This is a genomic window from Agarivorans sp. QJM3NY_25 (assembly GCF_050870875.2).
In the GTDB taxonomy this organism is placed as follows: domain Bacteria; phylum Pseudomonadota; class Gammaproteobacteria; order Enterobacterales; family Celerinatantimonadaceae; genus Agarivorans.
Genome location: NZ_CP194041.2, coordinates 3,200,672 through 3,219,784, shown reverse-complemented (window position 1 = coordinate 3,219,784; position 19,113 = coordinate 3,200,672). Strand labels below are relative to the sequence as shown.

Genomic DNA, 19,113 nt, shown 5'->3' with positions numbered 1-19,113 from the left:
TATTGATGAACTTTATATCGAAGCAATATATTGCATTGCTTCCTGCCGCGGGAATTGGTTCGCGAATGCAGGCGGATATTCCCAAGCAATACTTAAAGATTGGTCAGCAAACAATCTTAGAAACCACACTTGGTGTTTTCCTTTCTCACCCCGATATTGCGCGGGTGGTCGTGGTGTTGCACCCCGAGGACCAATGGTTTAAGCACTTAGCTATAGCCGCTTCTGATAAGGTTTTAACGGTGTTTGGTGGAGAAGAAAGAGCCGATTCGGTATTGGCTGGGCTGGGGGCTATCGATGAGAATGCTTGGGTTTTGGTACACGATGCCGCTCGGCCATGTATTACTCATCAAGATATTAGCAAGTTAATTCGCCATGTAGAGTTACACGCCGATGGCGCTATTTTAGCCACTCCAGTACGCGATACCATGAAACGCGCCGCTTCAGGTAAAGTTGAGCATACCGTTTCCAGGGAGCAGCTTTGGCATGCATTAACGCCACAAATGTTTCAAGTCGCGCCATTAAAACAATGTCTCTCTCAAGCCTTAAAAGCTGGGGTTCAGATTACTGATGAAGCTTCGGCCATGGAATGGGCGGGTCAGTCGGTGAGCATTGTGGTTGGTCGAAGCGATAATATAAAAGTGACTTGCCCTGAAGATTTAGCGTTAGCCGAGTGGTATGTCAGTCAACAACTTAATAAAGAGGAAACCGCGTGAGCATCCGCATTGGGCACGGCTTTGATGTACATAAATTTGGTGGACCAGGACCATTGATGGTTGCAGGTGTTGCCATTCCTTATCCACAGGGTTTTGTCGCCCACTCTGATGGTGATGTTGCTTTGCATGCTCTCTGCGACGCATTACTGGGTGCTTTAGCCTTAGGTGATATTGGCCATCATTTCCCCGATAATGACCCCGCTTATGCAGGGATTGACTCGCGTATTTTACTGCGTCAAGTGATGGCGGAGGTGAGCCAGCGCGCTTATAAACTCGGTAATCTTGACCTAACAATTGTTGCACAAGCGCCTAAGATGGCGCCTCACATTGAAATGATGCGTCAAAACATTGCCGAGGATCTAAATGTGGATATTGACCGCGTGAATGTAAAAGCCACCACTACTGAAAAGCTCGGTTTTGAAGGGCGAAAAGAAGGGATTTCTAGTCATGCAGTTGTGTTATTGGAGGCTTGTTAAGTGAGCAATTATTCACAAGTTATCTCTGAGTTTAATTTTCTGCATGGCCAACCTACTGGCACTGGTTTGTTAAAGCAACAAGCCGTCGATTTTCGGGTTGATGAGGTGCTGCCGTTTGAATTTAGCGGTGATGGCGAGCACATGTTGGTTCAAATCGAAAAAACAGGAGAGAACACCGCTTGGGTTGCCAAGATGCTCGCGGAAGCTTGCCAAGTAAGCCCTAAAGACGTGAGCTACGCGGGTTTAAAGGACCGTCATGCGGTTACCCGTCAATGGTTTAGTATCCAATTGCCTGGAAAATCCAATATTGAGTTGGCCGAAGATTTGGGCTCGGGCGTGAAAGTTATCGCGATTGCTCGTCATAATCGTAAGCTGAAACGGGGGGCTTTGTCGGGGAATAACTTTGTGATCCGTCTGCGTGATGTTTCCGACATCGAGCAAGCTATGGCCCGGGCTAAGTTAGTCTCAAAGATGGGCGTTCCAAATTATTTTGGCTCACAGCGCTTCGGCCGGGGAGCAGGGAATATTGATAATGCTTTGGCGATGTTTACAGGCAAACGGATTAAAAACCGTGAAAAACGCAGTATGTATTTATCAGCGGCGCGCAGTTTAGTGTTTAATCATGCGATTAGCCAACGCATTGAGCAGCAGTTATTTAATCAAATACTCGATGGCGATGTGATGAAGTTTGCTACGAGCAATGCTTATTTTGTGGCTGAGCAAGCAGAGTCAAGCATCGTAGAGCGTTTTCAGCAAGGGGAAATAGAGTTATCGGCGCCCATGGTTGGCAAAGGGGAGCTGGTATCTTTAGATAAGGCTTTGGCATTTGAAAGTGCGGTGCTTGCCGCCTACCCAGACATTGTGGCGGGTTTGGCTGAAGCTGGCTTGAAAATGGAACGTCGCGCTATAGCATTACGGCCTAAAGAATTTAATTATCATGCTGAAGGTAACGATTTAGTTCTGAGCTTTTTTTTAACGGCGGGGAATTACGCTACAAGTATTCTTCGAGAAATTGTTAATTGCGAGGGCGATGATAATGACCATATTAGTGAGTAATGATGATGGTGTATATGCTCCAGGGATCCACTGTTTAGCAGAGGCCTTACAAAGTATCGCTCCAGTGATGATGGTTGCCCCAGATCGAAATTGCAGTGGTGCTAGTAACTCATTGACCTTAGAAAATCCTTTACGGATCGTTGAGCTGGAAAATAATATTATTTCGGTAAAAGGAACGCCGACCGATTGTGTGCACTTCGCGATCAATGAGCTGGTTGATGAGTTGCCTGAGCTCGTGGTATCAGGGATAAATGAAGGTGCAAATCTGGGCGATGATGTATTGTATTCGGGGACTGTCGCGGCAGCCATGGAAGGTCGCAATTTAGGTTTGCCTGCCATTGCGGTCTCATTGGTTGGTAGCGAAGGAAAGCACTATGAGAGCGCTGCAGCAATCAGCTTGAAATTGGTCAAACAACTCCGTCAACAGAGTTTACCCAGTAATCAAATTTTAAATGTTAATGTTCCTGATTTGCCTTTAAGTCAAATAAAGGGCATAAAAGTAACTCGTTTAGGAAGTCGTCACCGTGCAGAAATGATGGTTAAACAACAAGATCCGCGAGGGCACGATATATATTGGTTAGGTCCTCCGGGAGCCATGCAGGATGCTGGTGAGGGAACCGACTTTGCCGCCATTGCGGCAGGCTATGTATCGATAACCCCACTTACCATCGACATGACGGCACACGCATATTTGGACTCACTCGATATGTGGATCAAGGATTGGGAGGCACTGTAATGCAATTTGGCGAAAGCCCTCATAGTTTGAAGTTAGTGAATCAACTGCGCCAACACGGCATTAGTAATCGCGAGGTACTTAGCGCCATCGCCAAACTCCCTCGTCAGTATTTTATCGATGAAGCTTTAGCTCATCAAGCTTGGGACAATACCGCTTTACCAATTGGTCAAGGGCAAACTTTATCTCAGCCTTACATCGTGGCGAAAATGACCGAGTTGTTGCTAGAAGCAAAGCCGAAAAAAGTATTGGAAATCGGGACCGGCTCGGGCTATCAAACCGCGGTATTAGCGGCTCTGGTTGAGCAAGTTTATTCGGTAGAACGGATCAAAACTTTACAGTTTCAAGCTAAGCGTCGTCTCAAACTACTCGATTTACATAATGTAGCGACAAAGCATGGTGATGGCTGGCTGGGGTGGGCAAGTAAGGGGCCTTTTGATGCGATTCTGGTGACGGCCGCAGCAACCGAGGTGCCACAAGCACTGGTGGAGCAGTTAAATGTTGGTGGGCGGATGATTATTCCAGTTGGCGCGCAACAGCAACAGCAAACTTTATTGTTGATCGAAAAACAGGTACAGGGTTACAGCGAGCGCTGTTTAGAGCCAGTACGTTTTGTCCCTCTTGTGAATGGTGAATTAGCGTGAAGATATTTAGTCATTTATATGACCGAGTGATGTTGTGGTCAGAGCATAAACATGCAGTTCGCTATCTTTGTAGCATGAGCTTTATCGAATCAGTTTTCTGGCCAATCCCGGTGGATGTGATGTTAGCACCGATGGCATTGTCGCAACCATACAGGGCTTGGCGCTTTGCCTTATTGGCCACTATCTTTTCAGTACTCGGAGCCGCTTTGGGTTACGGCTTAGGGCAGTTTTTCTATGAACCACTGGTCGCTCCGTTGGTGAAGTCAGTCGGTTACCAAGATAAAATGGAGGTTGCTTTTCGTTGGTTTGAGCATTGGGGAGTATTGGTGGTGTTTGTCGCTAGTTTTACGCCAATCCCCTATAAAGTATTTACTTTAACAGCTGGTATATTGAATATGGCTTTCGTTCCATTCTTACTTATTTCATTCATTGGCCGTGGGATGCGCTTCTATTTGGTGGCCGGGCTGATGAAGTGGGGCGGCAAGAGAATGGAAGAACAACTGCGGAAATACGTTGAATTATTGGGTTGGTTGGTTATTGTGTTAGCAGTGGTTGCCTATTTACTATTACGTTAATTAGATGAAAACATTGCAGTATCTCATTTTCTTCATTTCGCTTAGCCTGTTATTTGGCTGTAGTCGAGAGGGCGCGCCAGCGCCAGTGAGTGATGCTGGAATTTACAATGCTGATAATCATGGGGTCTTAAATTCTACTCGCTATACCGTTAAGCAAGGAGAGACTCTTTACTCCATTGCATGGCGAGCTGGGCTTGACCCCAAAGTTTTAGCAAAAAGAAACAATATCTCAGCTCCGTATACAATCTTTGTAGGTCAAACTATTAAATTGAAATCTAACGGAGTTAAGTCCGGTAAGGCTAAACCAAGCAAGCATAAAACAGCGCAAGCGCAAGTCAAATATGTTAATGAATCGTCAAAAAAACTTGAATCAACGTCAACAAAGGCATACGCTAAAAACTCGACCAAGCGTGTAACCAAGGCTCCAACGAAAGCTGCTAAAGGCTGGGTTTGGCCTACAAAGGGTAGAATTATCAAAGGCTTCTCAACTAAAGCCAATGGTAATAAGGGACTCGATATTGGTGGCAAGCAAGGTCAGAAAGTAGTAGCGTCAGCGTCAGGCAAAGTGGTTTATGCAGGGAGCGCGTTAAGAGGTTATGGAAAACTTATAATTATAAAACACGATGACGATTACTTAAGTGCTTATGCACATAACAGTCGTTTAAGAGTGAAGGAAAAACAGCAAGTAGTAGTAGGACAACATATCGCTGATATGGGGGATACAGGGACAACTGATACGCGATTACATTTTGAGATCCGTTTCAAAGGAAAGTCGGTCGATCCAACAAGGTTTCTACCGACACTCTAGCCTAGATTGCACACAATAATAATTAGCAATCAGGTCTGTTCAGGGAGGCTATGCTATGACTCAAGCAAAAACTGCTGTAAAGCTAAAAAGTGTTTCAACGACAGGTAATACTAAGGTTGAACGTACCGCTGAAAAAGATGACATCATGCAAGCCGATGTCTCCAAGAGTTTAGATGCGACTCAGCTCTATCTTGGTGAAATTGGTTTCTCTCCACTATTAACTGCAGAGGAAGAAGTTTTATACGCACGACGAGCGCTGCGTGGTGATGAGGCCGCTCGTAAACGAATGATCGAAAGTAACTTACGTTTAGTGGTTAAAATTGCTCGCCGTTATAATAACCGTGGTTTAGCGTTATTAGACTTGATTGAAGAGGGTAATCTGGGATTGATTCGAGCGGTAGAAAAGTTTGATCCGGAACGCGGGTTTCGTTTCTCGACTTACGCAACTTGGTGGATCCGTCAAACCATTGAACGTGCCATCATGAATCAAACTCGTACCATTCGTTTGCCGATTCACGTGGTAAAAGAACTGAATGTTTATTTACGTACAGCACGTGAGTTAGCTCATCGTTTAGATCATGAACCAACCGCAGAAGAAATTGCCGAGACTCTCGACCGTCCCGTTGAAGATGTGACTAAGATGCTGCGTTTGAACGAACGTATTAGCTCTGTGGATACACCAATTGGCGGAGATAACGATAAAGCCTTGCTCGATATCATTTCTGATGAAAATGATCACGGTCCAGAGCATCGAACCCAAGACGATGATATGAAAAATAGCATTGTTGGCTGGTTAGGTGAGCTGAATAGTAAACAGCGTGAAGTATTGGCGCGCCGTTTTGGCTTACTCGGCTATGAAGCATCGACTTTAGAAGATGTAGGACGCGAAATTGGCCTTACCCGGGAACGGGTTCGACAAATTCAGGTGGAGGCATTGCGTCGTTTACGGGATATTTTGTCATTACAAAATTTGTCGATAGACGCTTTATTTAAAGTCTAATATTTTATCGTTTGAATAAAAAAGGAAGCTTCGGCTTCCTTTTTTGATTGAGTTTTATTTGAGCACTAAAGATTAGTGACTCGTTTGTTGCTTGAGCATAAAGAGCAAGTCTAGGGCCGCTCGTGGTGACAGTTCATTGGGATCTAGCATTTTAAGTTGCTCAATAACTGGATGTTGTTGGGGGAGGGGGAGCTCAATGTTCAGTTGCTGTTCAAATGCTTGGTCTTGTGGCTGAGCCGGACTATCGTGTGGCACTGATGCTTCCAGTTGTGTTAGCTTTATTTTGGCCTTTGAGATCACCGATTGGGGGATCCCTGCCAAGGCTGCAACTTGTAAACCAAAGCTTTTGCTGGCTGCACCTTCTTGAACCTGATGCATGAATGCAATGGTGTCATGATGCTCTACAGCGTCTAAGTGAACATTGGCGACTGCGTCGATGAGCTTCGGTAATTGAGTGAGTTCGAAGTAATGGGTCGCGAATAAAGTTAAAGAGCTTATGTTGGCGAGTTGTTCGGCAACAGCCCATGCTAAGGACATTCCATCATAAGTGCTAGTTCCGCGACCAATCTCATCCATGAGGACCAGACTATGGGGGGTCGCATTGTGTAAAATATTAGCGGTTTCGGTCATTTCAACCATAAATGTAGAACGCCCACTCGCTAAGTCATCAGATGCGCCAATTCGAGTGAAAATTCGGTCTATAGGGCCGATTTCGACACTATCTGCGGGTACATAGCTACCAATATAGGCCATTAAACTAATCAGCGCGGTTTGTCGCATATAGGTTGATTTCCCGCCCATGTTAGGGCCAGTCACAATCAATAATTTACGTTGCGGATTAAGTTGGACGGGATTAGCAATAAATGGCGTTTCGTTAACTTGTTCAACGACTGGATGGCGCCCACCTTGAATGTTGATACAAGCTTGTTGGACAAAACTAGGGCGAACGTAGTTTAAATACTCGGCGCGTTCAGCGAGGCAGCTAAGAACATCCAACTGTGCCAAAGCTTGGGCACTACGCTGTAATTCACTGATTTTTGGTAGCAGTAGATCTAATAATTGGTCATATAATTGTTTTTCAAGAGCAAGTGCTTTGCCTTGGCTGGAGAGTACTTTTTCTTCATGCTCTTTGAGTTCGGCAATAATGTAACGCTCCATATTCTTCAAAGTTTGACGACGAATATAGTGCTCCGGTACTTGGTCTGCATATAGGCGACTGACTTCAATATAGAAGCCGTGTACTCGGTTATAACCGATTTTTAAGTTGGCAATCCCGGTTTGCTCTCGCTCTCGTTGTTCAATTTGACGAAGGTAGTCATTGGCGCCGTCACTTAGATCTCGCCATTCATCAAGCTCCTGATTATAGCCTGCGGCTATTACCCCACCGTCACGAATTAACACTGGCGGATTATCGATCAGCGCTCGCTGTAATAGTTCCAGTAGTTCTGGAAAATCAGCAATGTCTTTAGCCAATGGTGCTAAAGCGACAGTTTGTTGTAAGTTGCTTTGTAATTCGGGCAAGATATTAAATGCATTGCGAAGTCTGGCCAGATCTCGAGGCCTCGCTGAGCGCAGCGCCAAACGCGCTAAAATTCGCTCAATATCTCCAATTGCTTTGAGCTGAGTTTGTAGTTGTCCGTATAAATCTGCTTGGATTAATTCGGCGATGCAATCTTGACGCACACGGACTTGAGCCTGATCTCTTAAGGGCTGATGCAGCCAACGATTTAGCAGCCGACTCCCCATTGCGGTTGCGCTGCGGTCTAATACTGCGCTGAGGGTGTGCTCTTGCCCGCCAGACAAATTACGGGTGAGTTCAAGGTTCTTACGACTAGCAGCATCGAGTTGAATAAATTGATTTTGCTTTTCGATGATGATCGTATTGATATGCGGTAAGGCGGTGCGTTGTGTATCTTGAACATATTGCATTAAGCAACCTGCGGCAGCTATCGCTAATGGGTATTCACTAACGCCAAAACCATCTAGGTGACGGGTACCAAATTGTAGGTTTAATATTTTTTGTGCGCTGGCAAGATCGTACTCCCACTCTCCGCGCCGACGTAGGCCTTTATTCGCTTGTAAGATCTCTACAAACTCAAAGTTATCGGGGTATAGTAGCTCAGAGGGCTTAAGTCTTTGCAACTCAGCTTGAAGCTGTTGTTCACCGCTGAATTGATTAATCACAAACCGGCCGCTGGCAATATCTAAATAGGCGAGTCCAATCTGCAGCTGTTGATTTACAACGCTTACCAATAGGTTTTCTTGCTTTTCTTCTAATAAAGCCTCATCGCTGACTGTGCCTGGTGTGATGATGCGAACCACTTTACGTTCTACTGGACCTTTACTGGTTGCCGGGTCGCCGATCTGTTCGCATATCGCGACCGATTCACCGAGTTGCACCAGACGGGATAAGTACGTTTCTACGGCATGATAGGGGATCCCGGCCATTGGTATTGGGTTGCCCGCAGATTGTCCTCGTTTGGTTAAGGAAATATCCATCAATTCAGAAGCACGCTTGGCATCTTCATAGAACAATTCATAGAAGTCACCCATCCGATAAAATAGTAAAATTTCGGGGTGCTGTGCCTTTAAGCTAAGGTATTGGCGCATCATCGGTGTATGTTTTTCTAGATTGATATCGGTCATTTCGGTCATCGAACTGCATAGTGAACTGGCTAAATGAAGCTGCAAGGATAAAAGTTGTGGCTGGATTAGGCAAAACTCTTTTACTAATTTATAGTGGAATAAACTTGATGCTGTATGAATAAACAGTATACTACTGGACAATAAGATTGTTTAAAGCACCTGATGAGGGCGATATGGATCAAAATAAACAAAAGGCACTGGCTGCGGCCTTAGGTCAAATTGAAAAACAATTTGGCAAAGGTTCAATTATGAAACTTGGCGATAACCGTACTATGGATATTGAAACGGTTTCTACCGGTTCGTTATCTTTGGATATCGCTTTAGGCGCTGGTGGCTTACCTATGGGCCGGGTGATTGAGATCTATGGCCCTGAAAGTTCTGGTAAAACAACCTTAACACTAGAAGCCATTGCGCAGGCGCAAAAAGCCGGTAAGGTTTGTGCTTTTGTCGATGCTGAGCATGCTCTGGATCCTATCTATGCTAAAAAGTTAGGCGTCGATGTTGATGAGCTACTTATCTCTCAACCTGATACGGGTGAGCAAGCCTTAGAAATCACTGATATGTTGGCCCGTTCTGGCGCGGTTGATATGATAGTGATTGACTCAGTGGCCGCACTGACACCAAAAGCCGAAATTGAAGGCGATATGGGTGATAGCCACGTTGGCTTGCAAGCACGCTTAATGTCTCAAGCTTTACGTAAGTTAACGGGTACTTTGAAACAAACCAACTGTATGTGTATCTTTATCAACCAAATCCGGATGAAGATTGGCGTGATGTTTGGTAACCCTGAAACCACTTCGGGTGGTAATGCCTTGAAGTTTTATGCTTCGGTTCGTTTAGATATTCGTCGTATCGGTGCAGTGAAAAGCGGTGATGAAATTGTTGGTAACGAAACGCGCGTTAAAGTTGTTAAAAATAAAATAGCGGCTCCGTTCAAGCAGGCCGAGTTTCAGATTTTGTATGGTGAAGGTTTTAATCGCTACGGTGAATTAATTGACCTTGGAGTGGCTGAAAAACTAGTTGATAAAGCTGGTGCTTGGTTCTCTTATAAAGGTAAAAAAATTGGTCAAGGTAAGGCGAATGCCTCAAATTACTTAAAAGAGCATCCAGAAATCGCTCAAGAAATTGAATTGACCATTCGTAATAACCTTCTTAATCCCGTGGTTGCGGAAGAGCCGGTAAACGTTGAAGACTTGCCAGTCGATAGCGAAGCGTAAGCCAATCTAGAGGAGCCGTAAGGCTCCTTTTTATTAATGATGAACCAGCGTAGCGCTTTAAACTCAGCCATCAATTTACTTTCTCGACGCGCCTATAGTCGCCGTCAATTATCGCAAAAACTGCAACAAAAGGGTTATTCACCCTCGGATATCGCTGACGCCATTGACTATGCTGAGCAGAATGCTTGGTTGGATGATATTAATTATGCGATGCAATTAACTCGCTCCCGCCTTGCTAAAGGTTATGGACGTAATTACCTCTATCAATACTTGCTCAGTAAAGGAATCGATAAGGCGATTGTCACAGAAGTGTTAGCGCTTCCTGAATGGGATTGGTATCAAGCCCTTCAGCAGCTGTTTGCACGTAAATTCAGTCAAGGCTTCCCCTCCGAACGACTTTTACAGCAAAAATGCAGCGCTTACCTATATCGTCGTGGCTTCGATTTTGAACTGATCAATCTTTTGTTTAGCGAGCAGCAGCAATAAGTGTCGAACACTTTGCCTATAAAGGTCTGCGTGCTATATTGTCGCGATTAATTTGAGTTTCATTTTTTTCAGCGCTTGTCGACGAGTAATACTAGCTTTACCACTAAGTCGAGTTGCTACAAACCCCCAGGAAAGAGTTTCATGAAGATGACTTCAGCTGAAGTAAGAGAAGCGTTTTTAAGCTTCTTTAACAGCAAAAATCACCAAGTTGTGGCAAGTGGTTCGTTAGTGCCACATGACGACCCAACCTTACTATTTACTAACGCGGGTATGAATCAATTTAAAGATGTATTTCTCGGAATTGACAAGCGTAGTTATACCCGAGCGACAACCTCACAGCGTTGTGTTCGGGCGGGCGGTAAGCACAATGATTTAGAAAATGTTGGCTATACTGCACGTCACCACACTTTTTTCGAAATGCTAGGCAACTTCAGTTTTGGTGATTACTTCAAAGAAGATGCAATTGCTTACGCATGGGAGTTTTTAACCGAAGTGGTTAAGTTACCTAAAGAAAAGTTGTTGGTGACGGTTTATCACTCGGATGATGAAGCTTTTAATATATGGGCCGATAAAATCGGTGTACCACAAGATCGGATTATTCGTATTGGTGACAAGTCACCAGAGAAAAATTTTGAGTCTGATAACTTTTGGCAAATGGGTGACACAGGACCCTGTGGTCCTTGTACCGAAATTTTCTATGATCATGGCGAGCATATTTGGGGTGGCCCTCCGGGATCCCCTGAAGAAGATGGAGATCGTTTCATCGAGATATGGAACGTCGTATTCATGCAGTTTAACCGCCAAGCTAACGGGCATATGGAGCCTTTACCAAACCCATCCGTTGATACCGGCATGGGCCTTGAGCGGATCTCTGCGATTTTACAAGGGGTCCACTCCAACTACGAAATTGATATTTTCCAAAACTTGATTGCAGCAGCTGCAAAAATCATCGGTACCAATGATTTAGAAAATAAATCGTTACGGGTCATTGCTGATCATATTCGAGCATGTGGGTTCTTGATTGCCGACGGTGTTATGCCCGCTAATGAAGGCCGCGGCTATGTATTGCGTCGAATTATTCGTCGAGCTGTGCGTCACGGGAATAAGCTTGGTGCGCAAGAAGGTTTCTTTTATCAACTGTTAGCGGCCTTAATTACCGAAATGGGGGATGCATACCCAGAATTGGCCAAGCAGCAGCCTGTTATTGAGCGAGTCTTACGTCAAGAAGAAGAGCAATTTGCTAAGACTTTAGATCGCGGCTTAATGATTTTAGATGAGGCGCTTCAGGGCTTAGAGGGCTCCGTTATCCCGGGTGAGTTAGTTTTTAAACTCTATGATACCTATGGATTCCCTGCGGACTTAACTGCCGATATCGCTCGAGAGCGTGAGCTTAGTGTCGATGAGGCTGAGTTTACCGCAGCAATGCAAGCGCAACGAGAACGCGCTAAAAAAGCGAGTCATTTCGATACGGACTACAACGATAATCTGCAAATTAACGCCGAAACCGAGTTTTTAGGTTATCAACATCTAGAAGCCGAGGTAAACATTGTTGCAATGTTTAAAGAAGGTGAGGAACAGTCGGTGTTAGAGAATGGTGATCATGGCATTTTAGTGCTTGATAAAACGCCATTTTATGCTGAATCTGGCGGTCAGGCTGGGGATGCTGGTGAGCTTCAATTTGACGGCGGTAGCTTTGTCGTTGAAGACACCATTAAGTTAGGAAAAGCCTTTCTACATAAGGGATATGTTCAAGGGGCTAGTCTTGCCCAGCAGCAACTAAGGGCCAAAGTAGATTCACGTCGCCGCTGGAACACGGCACTTAATCACTCGGTGACTCATTTATTACATGCAGCTTTACGACAAACACTTGGCGAGCATGTATCGCAAAAAGGTTCGTTAGTTGAAGCGCAACGTTTACGCTTTGATTTCTCTCATTTTGAAGCGATTTCGATGAAGTCGATTAGTCAGATCGAACATTTAGTCAATCAACAAATTCGCCGTAACCTACCAGTACTCACCAAGGTGATGAACTTGGAAGAAGCCAAACAAGCCGGTGCAATGGCGCTATTTGGTGAAAAATATGATGATGACGTGCGGGTGGTGAGCATGGGTGACTTCTCTACAGAGCTTTGTGGTGGTACCCATGTAAATCATACTGGTGATATTGGCTTTTTCAAAGTGACTAGCGAATCAGGGATTGCAGCTGGCGTCCGTCGTATCGAAGCCGTTACCGGGCAATTTGCGATTGATCTGATCCATCGATTAACCGAAGAAGTTCAAACGGCAGCTAACTTGGTCAAAGGTGATCAATTCACCATCGGTGAAAAAGTGATGCAGCTGGTTGACCGAAACAAGATGTTGGAAAAAGAAATCTCCCAATTGAAAGACAAATTGGCCAGTGTCGCCAGTAACGATGTGGCAGATCAAGTACAAACGATTAACGGTGTGAAAGTATTAATTGCCTTCCTCGATGGTGTTGAAGGCAAAGCCTTGCGCAGCATCGTAGACGAGTTGAAAGTTAAATTGGAAAGTGGCGTGGTACTCTTGGGCACGGTAAGCGACGGTAAAGTCAGTCTAATTGCTGGCGTCACTAAAGATTTAACAAGCCGTGTTAAAGCGGGTGAAATGGTTAATATTGCAGCCCAATGCGTTGGCGGTAAAGGCGGCGGTCGACCTGATATGGCACAAGCTGGTGGTAATAATCCCGATGGTATAGCAAATGCGCTGGCACAAGTGAAACAGTGGCTAGGCGAAAAGCTTTAAACATATCAACATTCAGTGTTAAGAAAGAAGGAAAGCAAGTGGCACTAATTGTTCAAAAATATGGCGGTACATCGGTGGGTACGATAGAGCGTATCGAAGCCGTGGCTGACCGAGTGATTAAGCATAAACAAGCGGGTGACGATTTAGTTGTGGTGCTTTCAGCGATGTCTGGTGAAACCAATCGCTTGTTGGGCTTAGCGAATCAAATCGATGAAAACGCCAGTGAGCGTGAAAAGGATGTTCTGGTATCAACTGGTGAGCAGGTGACAATAGCCTTGTTGAGTATTGCTTTACAGAAGAAGGGCTGTGATGCGATTTCGATGACGGGAGATCAGATCCAAATGCATACTGATAATGCGCATGGTAAAGCGCGTATTACTAGCATTGACGATCAAAACATCAAGGCTCACTTAACGAAGAATAAAGTTGTGGTGATTGCTGGGTTTCAGGGGCGTAGCCCAGATAACTATATTACTACGCTTGGTCGTGGTGGTTCAGACACCACTGCTGTTGCCATTGCAGCCGCGCTGAAGGCCGATGAGTGCCAGATCTACACCGATGTGGATGGTGTATACACCACTGATCCGCGGGTTGAGCCTAAGGCGCGCCGTTTAGAGAGTATTACTTTTGAAGAAATGCTTGAAATGGCTAGCTTGGGAGCGAAGGTTCTGCAAATTCGTGCAGTGGAATTTGCCGGGAAATATAATGTGCCACTGCGAGTATTATCCAGTTTTGCAGAAGGTAATGGCACTCTAATTAGCTATGAGGGAAATAAAATGGAATCACCGGTCATTTCTGGTATTGCCTTTAATCGGGATGAAGCGAGCTTAACGATTTTGGGTGTGCCAGATAAACCTGCGGTGGCAGCGGCAATTTTGACTCCGATTGGGGAAGCGAACATTGATGTGGATATGATTATTCAAAACTCAATGGGCGATGGTACAGCTGACTTTACTTTTACGGTACATCGTAATGATTATAAACGCGCCAAAGTCTTACTAGAGCAAACTTGCGAAAAATTGGGTGCCCGAGCAGTCCAAGGTAAAGATTCTTTAGCAAAAATATCTATTGTTGGCGTTGGCATGATGAACCACCCCGGTGTCGCTAAAACTATGTTTGAGACTTTTGGTGCAGAAGGAATAAATATGCAACTTATTTCAACTTCTGAAATCAAAGTATCGGTAGTGGTTGATGAAAAATATTTGGAACTGGGCGTGCGTGCGTTGCATAGCGCCTACAAGCTCGACCAATAATAATGACTCTGCGACTTAAACAGGCTAGTCTATAGGCTGAATAATTGAAAATAATAGTCTGTTAAGTCGCTAAAGAATAAGAAATCGAATTTAAGGAGATATAAATGCTAATTTTGACTCGTCGTGTAGGCGAAACCTTGATGATTGGGGATGAAGTGACTGTGACCGTATTGGGTGTGAAAGGAAACCAAGTACGTATCGGTGTTAATGCACCGAAAGAAGTTTCGGTTCACCGTGAAGAAATTTATATGCGCATTCAAGCCGAGAAAAATGCCAGCGCATAAGCACGCGTTGGTGCTCAAATTTACAAAAGGAAGCTTAGGCTTCCTTTTGTGTTTTTGGGACTGCAGCGCCCTCTAACCAAGCCGTTGAGGTAGACCTTCAGTCGGCGCCTAAAAGCTTTAACTGTTTGTTGTTTAACATGTCTCATCTTCATTTGATTGATTTTTCATGAACCATCATTGATGTCGCAAGGTATGCCATTTGGTTTACTTCCAAAAATGCTTTTAAGTTGAACCTCAAGTCGCTGGTGATTGGTCACGGCTTCGTTGATGCATCATGTTATCGGTGACATTTGCTTGCTGTGGCTTATCTAAAGTAAGCGCAAAGCACAGACATTGATATCAGCCTTTGCTTACTTTGAACACCTACCTCATTGAAGCACCGTTATTTGCGATTTGTATTTGGTTAGTTTTTAGCGATTTAGCTATTTAAATGCGTATGAGTAATGCTCACATCGTCATCAATCGATTTCACTTCGATCGGCTTTGTCGGGTTTGGTAAATGATGTTTTGAAGTTTATTGTGTCATCTGATGTTCTCGGGGGCTTTGGTTTGACCATTTGATTGAAAACAGTGCAGCAAGATATATCGCCTGATGTGTTGTTTATGCGGTGTTCTTCGGTTCGCTTGCTGGTTCAGAAAGAATTGTGCTCGCTGCATTTTTGGACGTATATCTATCAAAAATACAGCGAACTGTTCGAAAGCTGTACGAACAAAAGAAAACTGGCAAAAAAGGTTTGACTATATTTTTGGAAGCAGTAATATCTGCATCCGAAATCGCGGTGAGGTGGCCGAGTGGCCGAAGGCGCTCCCCTGCTAAGGGAGTATAGGGTTTGTAGCCCTATCGAGGGTTCGAATCCCTCCCTCACCGCCATCGATTTCAACGCGCGTGTAGCTCAGCTGGATAGAGTACCTGGCTACGAACCAGGCGGTCGGAGGTTCGAATCCTTCCACGCGCGCCATATTTAAAGTAGAATGATTTCGGTCGTTTTTATATAAACAGTTTTTTTGTGCGCGTGTAGCTCAGCTGGATAGAGTACCTGGCTACGAACCAGGCGGTCGGAGGTTCGAATCCTTCCACGCGCGCCATTATTTTAAAAGCTCATAGTTCATGTGAGCTTTTTTTATTCAAGTGTTTCTGTGCGCGTGTAGCTCAGCTGGATAGAGTACCTGGCTACGAACCAGGCGGTCGGAGGTTCGAATCCTTCCACGCGCGCCATTATTTACAATAGAATGAGTGATCATTCTTATATTGCAGTGTTTTTGCGCGCGTGTAGCTCAGCTGGATAGAGTACCTGGCTACGAACCAGGCGGTCGGAGGTTCGAATCCTTCCACGCGCGCCATTCTTCTTAAAATCAGTGTTATGCTGATTTTGTTGGAGTGAAATCGTGGTGAGGTGGCCGAGTGGCCGAAGGCGCTCCCCTGCTAAGGGAGTATAGGGTTTGTAGCCCTATCGAGGGTTCGAATCCCTCCCTCACCGCCATCGATTTCAACGCGCGTGTAGCTCAGCTGGATAGAGTACCTGGCTACGAACCAGGCGGTCGGAGGTTCGAATCCTTCCACGCGCGCCATTCTTTAAGAGGCTCACCATTAATGTGAGTTTTTTATTCAAGTGTTATCTGTGCGCGTGTAGCTCAGCTGGATAGAGTACCTGGCTACGAACCAGGCGGTCGGAGGTTCGAATCCTTCCACGCGCGCCATCTCCTTTCTATGACTTCTCTTTTGTTTACTGCTCTAAAGCGGTTTCGATGCGCTTATGCTCTTACAAATATTGTATTTGCGCTCAGCTAATCATCATCGACATTCGATGAATGACATCGATATTTAGAATTGTTATTGGTTGATCGATAGCTTTGAATCTGCGCGCAGACGGCGGCCTCTTCAATGAGTTGATTCATTTTTGTTGCGCTTTGCTTAAAAGCCAAGTCCCTCACTATTATTTGATATTAATTTGTCGAAGCTGGCTTCATAGCTATCATTGATAGCGCGCTAAGGTTTTTAAATCAGGGTATTTTTTTAGCCTTTAGTGATACCTGCTTGTGAATAATTTGATGGTTTATAGGGGACATTTTTATCTTACGAAGTTAGGATCTCTAGTTGAAATTGGTATTCATCTCTTATTCAGCTTCATTTTGTAACTGTTGTGATCCTGCAGGCTTCTTTTAGTTTAGCTAAGCTGGTAAATTAGCTTATAAATCGGACAATAATCTGTATCGCGATGAATGTTAACAGCTTGTTAATATATAGCTTATTTAGCCTTGTCAGGTTTCGCCGTCACTAGATTATGAATTTTCCTATTGATAAAATAAAATTAACAATACTAATATTTTGAATATTTATTCAAATTCCAGTTTGATTTTTGTCAGTTTGCATGTAATTCTTACGGCAATCTTAAAGGATGTGGATTAATAATATGATAGATATGACCGAGCTGTTGTTGGAAGCAGCCACACTTATGGGGATCGGGATGGTCGCCGTGTTTGCTTTCCTATCGTTGCTTATTTTAGCCGTTTTAGGTCTTGCCAAATTAGCTCCGCCATTGATCGAACCAACCAAGCCTAGTCACTCGTCTTCTACTTCGACTAAACAAGCCAATAATACCGCCGTTGTTGCTGCGATCTCTGCAGCGGTTCAACAGTACCGGAAGGCTCAATAACTAAAGGGGATTTAACGCAATGTCTAAACCACTTGCTTTAACCGATGTTGTGCTACGTGATGCGCACCAATCATTGCTAGCAACCCGTCTTCGTATTGAAGATATGTTGCCCATTGCTGAGCAATTAGACCAAATTGGTTATTGGTCTCTGGAGACATGGGGTGGGGCGACCTTCGATGCTTGTATTCGTTATCTGGGTGAAGATCCATGGGAGCGTCTGCGAGAACTGAAAAAAGCCATGCCAAATACCAAGCAACAGATGTTGCTACGGGGACAAAATTTATTGGGTTACCGGCATTATGCTGACGATGTGGTCGAACGTTTTGTAGAGCGCGCAGTTAAAAATGGGATGGATGTTTTTCGTATCTTCGATGCGATGAACGATCCTCGTAACTTTCAAACGGCGGTAAAAGCGGCGCTTGATTGTGGGGCGCATGCCCAAGGAACGATTTCTTACACCACTAGTCCGATTCACTCTATCGAAAACTGGGTTGATTTGGCGAAGCGCTTGGAAGACCTTGGTTGTCATTCGATTGCAATTAAGGATATGTCTGGCCTACTTAAGCCTTATGAAGCTGAGGCATTAATTAAACGTCTGAAAGCCGATACTGACGTAGAGATAGCTTTGCATTGTCATGCGACCACGGGTTTAAGTCTACCGACTCATATGAAGGCCATTGAAGCCGGAGTGGATATTATTGATACTGCCATTTCTTCGATGAGCTGTACCTATGGACATAGCCCAACAGAAACCATCGTGGCGATGCTAGAAGGGACTGAGCGTGACACTGGTTTAGATCTGACGAAATTGGAAGCCATTGCCGCTTACTTCCGTGAAGTTCGTAAGAAGTATGCGAAGTTTGAGGGCAGTTTGAAGGGGGTTGATTCTCGGATCCTGATTGCGCAAGTGCCTGGTGGGATGCTGACGAACATGGAAGGCCAACTGAAAGAGCAGGGTGCGGCCGATAAAATGGACCAAGTACTGGCAGAGATCCCTAAAGTTCGTAAAGATTTAGGTTATATCCCGCTAGTCACGCCAACCTCACAAATTGTGGGCACGCAAGCGGTGATTAATGTGCTTACCGGGGAGCGCTATAAAACCATTACCAAAGAGACGGCTGGTATTTTAACTGGTCATTACGGTAAAGCTCCCGGCGAACTCAATAGTGAACTACAAAAACGAGTGCTTGATGGCGAACAAGCCATTACTTGTCGTCCAGCTGATTTACTCGAAGCTGAAATGGAACGTTTAGAGTCTGAAATAAAACAACATTCAGCAGACAAAGGCTTTAAGCTGGCAGATGCGGTGATTGACGACGCTTTAACTTATGCTTTATTCCCACAAATCGGCTTGAAATTTCTGGAGAATCGTGGCGATGCATCCGCTTTTGAGCCGATGCCTAGCGCCGATGACGTTAAGCCCGCGCCCGCGGTTGCTGTTAAGCAAGGTTCTGTCGAGACTTATTCGGTACGGGTCGATGGGCAGCTTTACACTGTTGATGTCGGTCCTGAAGGCTCCATTGATGGAGTGGCGGCAGTAAGTTCTTCTGCGCCTGCAAGCCCTGTGGCGGTCTCAACTGGCGGTGAAGCACTGCCGGCACCATTAGCTGGAAATATTTTTAAAGTCTTGGCCAAACCTGGGGTGCAAGTTCAGGAAGGTGACGTATTGTTGATCATGGAAGCAATGAAAATGGAAACCGAAATTCGTTCCGCTAAAACCGGGGTGGTTGCAGAGGTTCTAGTTAAAGAAGGTGATGCGGTAGCGGTAGGCGAAATCCTGCTTAGCATCGCATAAAGGAGTGACA

General features: G+C 44.9%; 16 protein-coding genes and 8 tRNA genes. 23 read left to right on the top strand and 1 reads right to left on the bottom strand.

Translation table 11 applies throughout. The annotated features are described in order from the left end of the window. Window positions 1-5 precede the first annotated feature (5 nt). The 8 genes from ispD (at window position 6) to rpoS (ending at window position 6,005) form a co-directional block, all read left to right on the top strand. On the top strand, window positions 6-713 hold the full coding sequence (gene ispD, locus ACRRSW_RS14700) for a 2-C-methyl-D-erythritol 4-phosphate cytidylyltransferase (RefSeq protein ID WP_432456166.1): 708 nt from the start codon (window positions 6-8) through the stop codon (window positions 711-713). Continuing rightward, window positions 710-1,189, top strand: a complete 480-nt coding sequence (ispF, locus tag ACRRSW_RS14695) for a 2-C-methyl-D-erythritol 2,4-cyclodiphosphate synthase (RefSeq protein WP_432452483.1) — start codon at window positions 710-712, stop codon at window positions 1,187-1,189. Before ispD ends, ispF begins: the two co-directional genes overlap by 4 nt. Beyond that, on the top strand, window positions 1,190-2,245 hold the full coding sequence (gene truD, locus ACRRSW_RS14690; protein ID WP_432452484.1) for a tRNA pseudouridine(13) synthase TruD: 1,056 nt from the start codon (window positions 1,190-1,192) through the stop codon (window positions 2,243-2,245). It abuts the gene before it with no gap. After that, window positions 2,223-2,981 carry a 5'/3'-nucleotidase SurE gene (gene surE, locus ACRRSW_RS14685; RefSeq protein ID WP_432456167.1) on the top strand — a complete coding sequence of 253 codons (759 nt, stop codon included), beginning with the start codon at window positions 2,223-2,225 and terminating at the stop codon, window positions 2,979-2,981. The genes truD and surE overlap by 23 nt, the downstream gene beginning before the upstream one ends. Then, window positions 2,981-3,622 carry a protein-L-isoaspartate(D-aspartate) O-methyltransferase gene (locus ACRRSW_RS14680; protein ID WP_432452485.1) on the top strand — a complete coding sequence of 214 codons (642 nt, stop codon included), beginning with the start codon at window positions 2,981-2,983 and terminating at the stop codon, window positions 3,620-3,622. The genes surE and ACRRSW_RS14680 overlap by 1 nt, the downstream gene beginning before the upstream one ends. Next, window positions 3,619-4,197 (top strand): YqaA family protein, encoded by a 579-nt coding sequence (locus ACRRSW_RS14675; protein WP_432452486.1) that lies wholly within the window; start codon window positions 3,619-3,621, stop codon window positions 4,195-4,197. Before ACRRSW_RS14680 ends, ACRRSW_RS14675 begins: the two co-directional genes overlap by 4 nt. A gap of 4 nt (window positions 4,198-4,201) precedes the next feature. Continuing rightward, window positions 4,202-5,005, top strand: a complete 804-nt coding sequence (locus ACRRSW_RS14670; RefSeq protein WP_432452487.1) for a peptidoglycan DD-metalloendopeptidase family protein — start codon at window positions 4,202-4,204, stop codon at window positions 5,003-5,005. A gap of 145 nt (window positions 5,006-5,150) precedes the next feature. Further along, window positions 5,151-6,005, top strand: a complete 855-nt coding sequence (gene rpoS / locus ACRRSW_RS14665; protein WP_432456168.1) for an RNA polymerase sigma factor RpoS — start codon at window positions 5,151-5,153, stop codon at window positions 6,003-6,005. A gap of 72 nt (window positions 6,006-6,077) precedes the next feature. On the opposite strand, the gene mutS is transcribed toward rpoS, so the two are convergent. Then, complete coding sequence (mutS, locus tag ACRRSW_RS14660; protein ID WP_432452488.1) at window positions 6,078-8,660, bottom strand: DNA mismatch repair protein MutS; 2,583 nt, start codon at window positions 8,658-8,660, stop codon at window positions 6,078-6,080. Window positions 8,661-8,824: 164 nt separating this feature from the next. Here mutS and recA point away from each other — a divergent pair, with 164 nt between their 5' ends. From recA to oadA, 15 genes are all read left to right on the top strand, one after another. Then, on the top strand, window positions 8,825-9,868 hold the full coding sequence (gene recA, locus ACRRSW_RS14655; protein ID WP_432452489.1) for a recombinase RecA: 1,044 nt from the start codon (window positions 8,825-8,827) through the stop codon (window positions 9,866-9,868). A 36-nt stretch (window positions 9,869-9,904) separates the two neighbouring features. Next, window positions 9,905-10,354 carry a regulatory protein RecX gene (locus ACRRSW_RS14650; protein ID WP_432452490.1) on the top strand — a complete coding sequence of 150 codons (450 nt, stop codon included), beginning with the start codon at window positions 9,905-9,907 and terminating at the stop codon, window positions 10,352-10,354. 141 nt (window positions 10,355-10,495) lie between these two features. Next, window positions 10,496-13,117, top strand: coding sequence for an alanine--tRNA ligase (alaS, locus tag ACRRSW_RS14645; RefSeq protein ID WP_432459720.1), 2,622 nt, complete (start codon window positions 10,496-10,498; stop codon window positions 13,115-13,117). A gap of 38 nt (window positions 13,118-13,155) precedes the next feature. After that, window positions 13,156-14,370 (top strand): aspartate kinase, encoded by a 1,215-nt coding sequence (locus tag ACRRSW_RS14640; protein WP_432452492.1) that lies wholly within the window; start codon window positions 13,156-13,158, stop codon window positions 14,368-14,370. Between the two features lie 104 nt (window positions 14,371-14,474). Continuing rightward, complete coding sequence (gene csrA / locus ACRRSW_RS14635; protein WP_137671596.1) at window positions 14,475-14,654, top strand: carbon storage regulator CsrA; 180 nt, start codon at window positions 14,475-14,477, stop codon at window positions 14,652-14,654. 778 nt (window positions 14,655-15,432) lie between these two features. Further along, window positions 15,433-15,525 (top strand) — tRNA-Ser (locus ACRRSW_RS14630). Window positions 15,526-15,536: 11 nt separating this feature from the next. Beyond that, window positions 15,537-15,613, top strand: a tRNA-Arg gene (locus ACRRSW_RS14625). Between the two features lie 50 nt (window positions 15,614-15,663). Then, window positions 15,664-15,740, top strand: a tRNA-Arg gene (locus tag ACRRSW_RS14620). Window positions 15,741-15,793: 53 nt separating this feature from the next. Continuing rightward, window positions 15,794-15,870, top strand: a tRNA-Arg gene (locus ACRRSW_RS14615). A 48-nt stretch (window positions 15,871-15,918) separates the two neighbouring features. Beyond that, a tRNA-Arg gene (locus ACRRSW_RS14610) sits at window positions 15,919-15,995 on the top strand. A gap of 47 nt (window positions 15,996-16,042) precedes the next feature. Then, window positions 16,043-16,135 (top strand) — tRNA-Ser (locus ACRRSW_RS14605). An 11-nt stretch (window positions 16,136-16,146) separates the two neighbouring features. Further along, window positions 16,147-16,223, top strand: a tRNA-Arg gene (locus ACRRSW_RS14600). 52 nt (window positions 16,224-16,275) lie between these two features. Further along, window positions 16,276-16,352 (top strand) — tRNA-Arg (locus ACRRSW_RS14595). 713 nt (window positions 16,353-17,065) lie between these two features. Next, window positions 17,066-17,308 (top strand): OadG family transporter subunit, encoded by a 243-nt coding sequence (locus tag ACRRSW_RS14590; protein WP_432452493.1) that lies wholly within the window; start codon window positions 17,066-17,068, stop codon window positions 17,306-17,308. A gap of 19 nt (window positions 17,309-17,327) precedes the next feature. Next, entirely contained in the window at window positions 17,328-19,103 is a 1,776-nt protein-coding gene (oadA, locus tag ACRRSW_RS14585; protein WP_432459719.1) for a sodium-extruding oxaloacetate decarboxylase subunit alpha, read from the top strand. The last annotated feature ends 10 nt before the right edge of the window (window positions 19,104-19,113 follow it).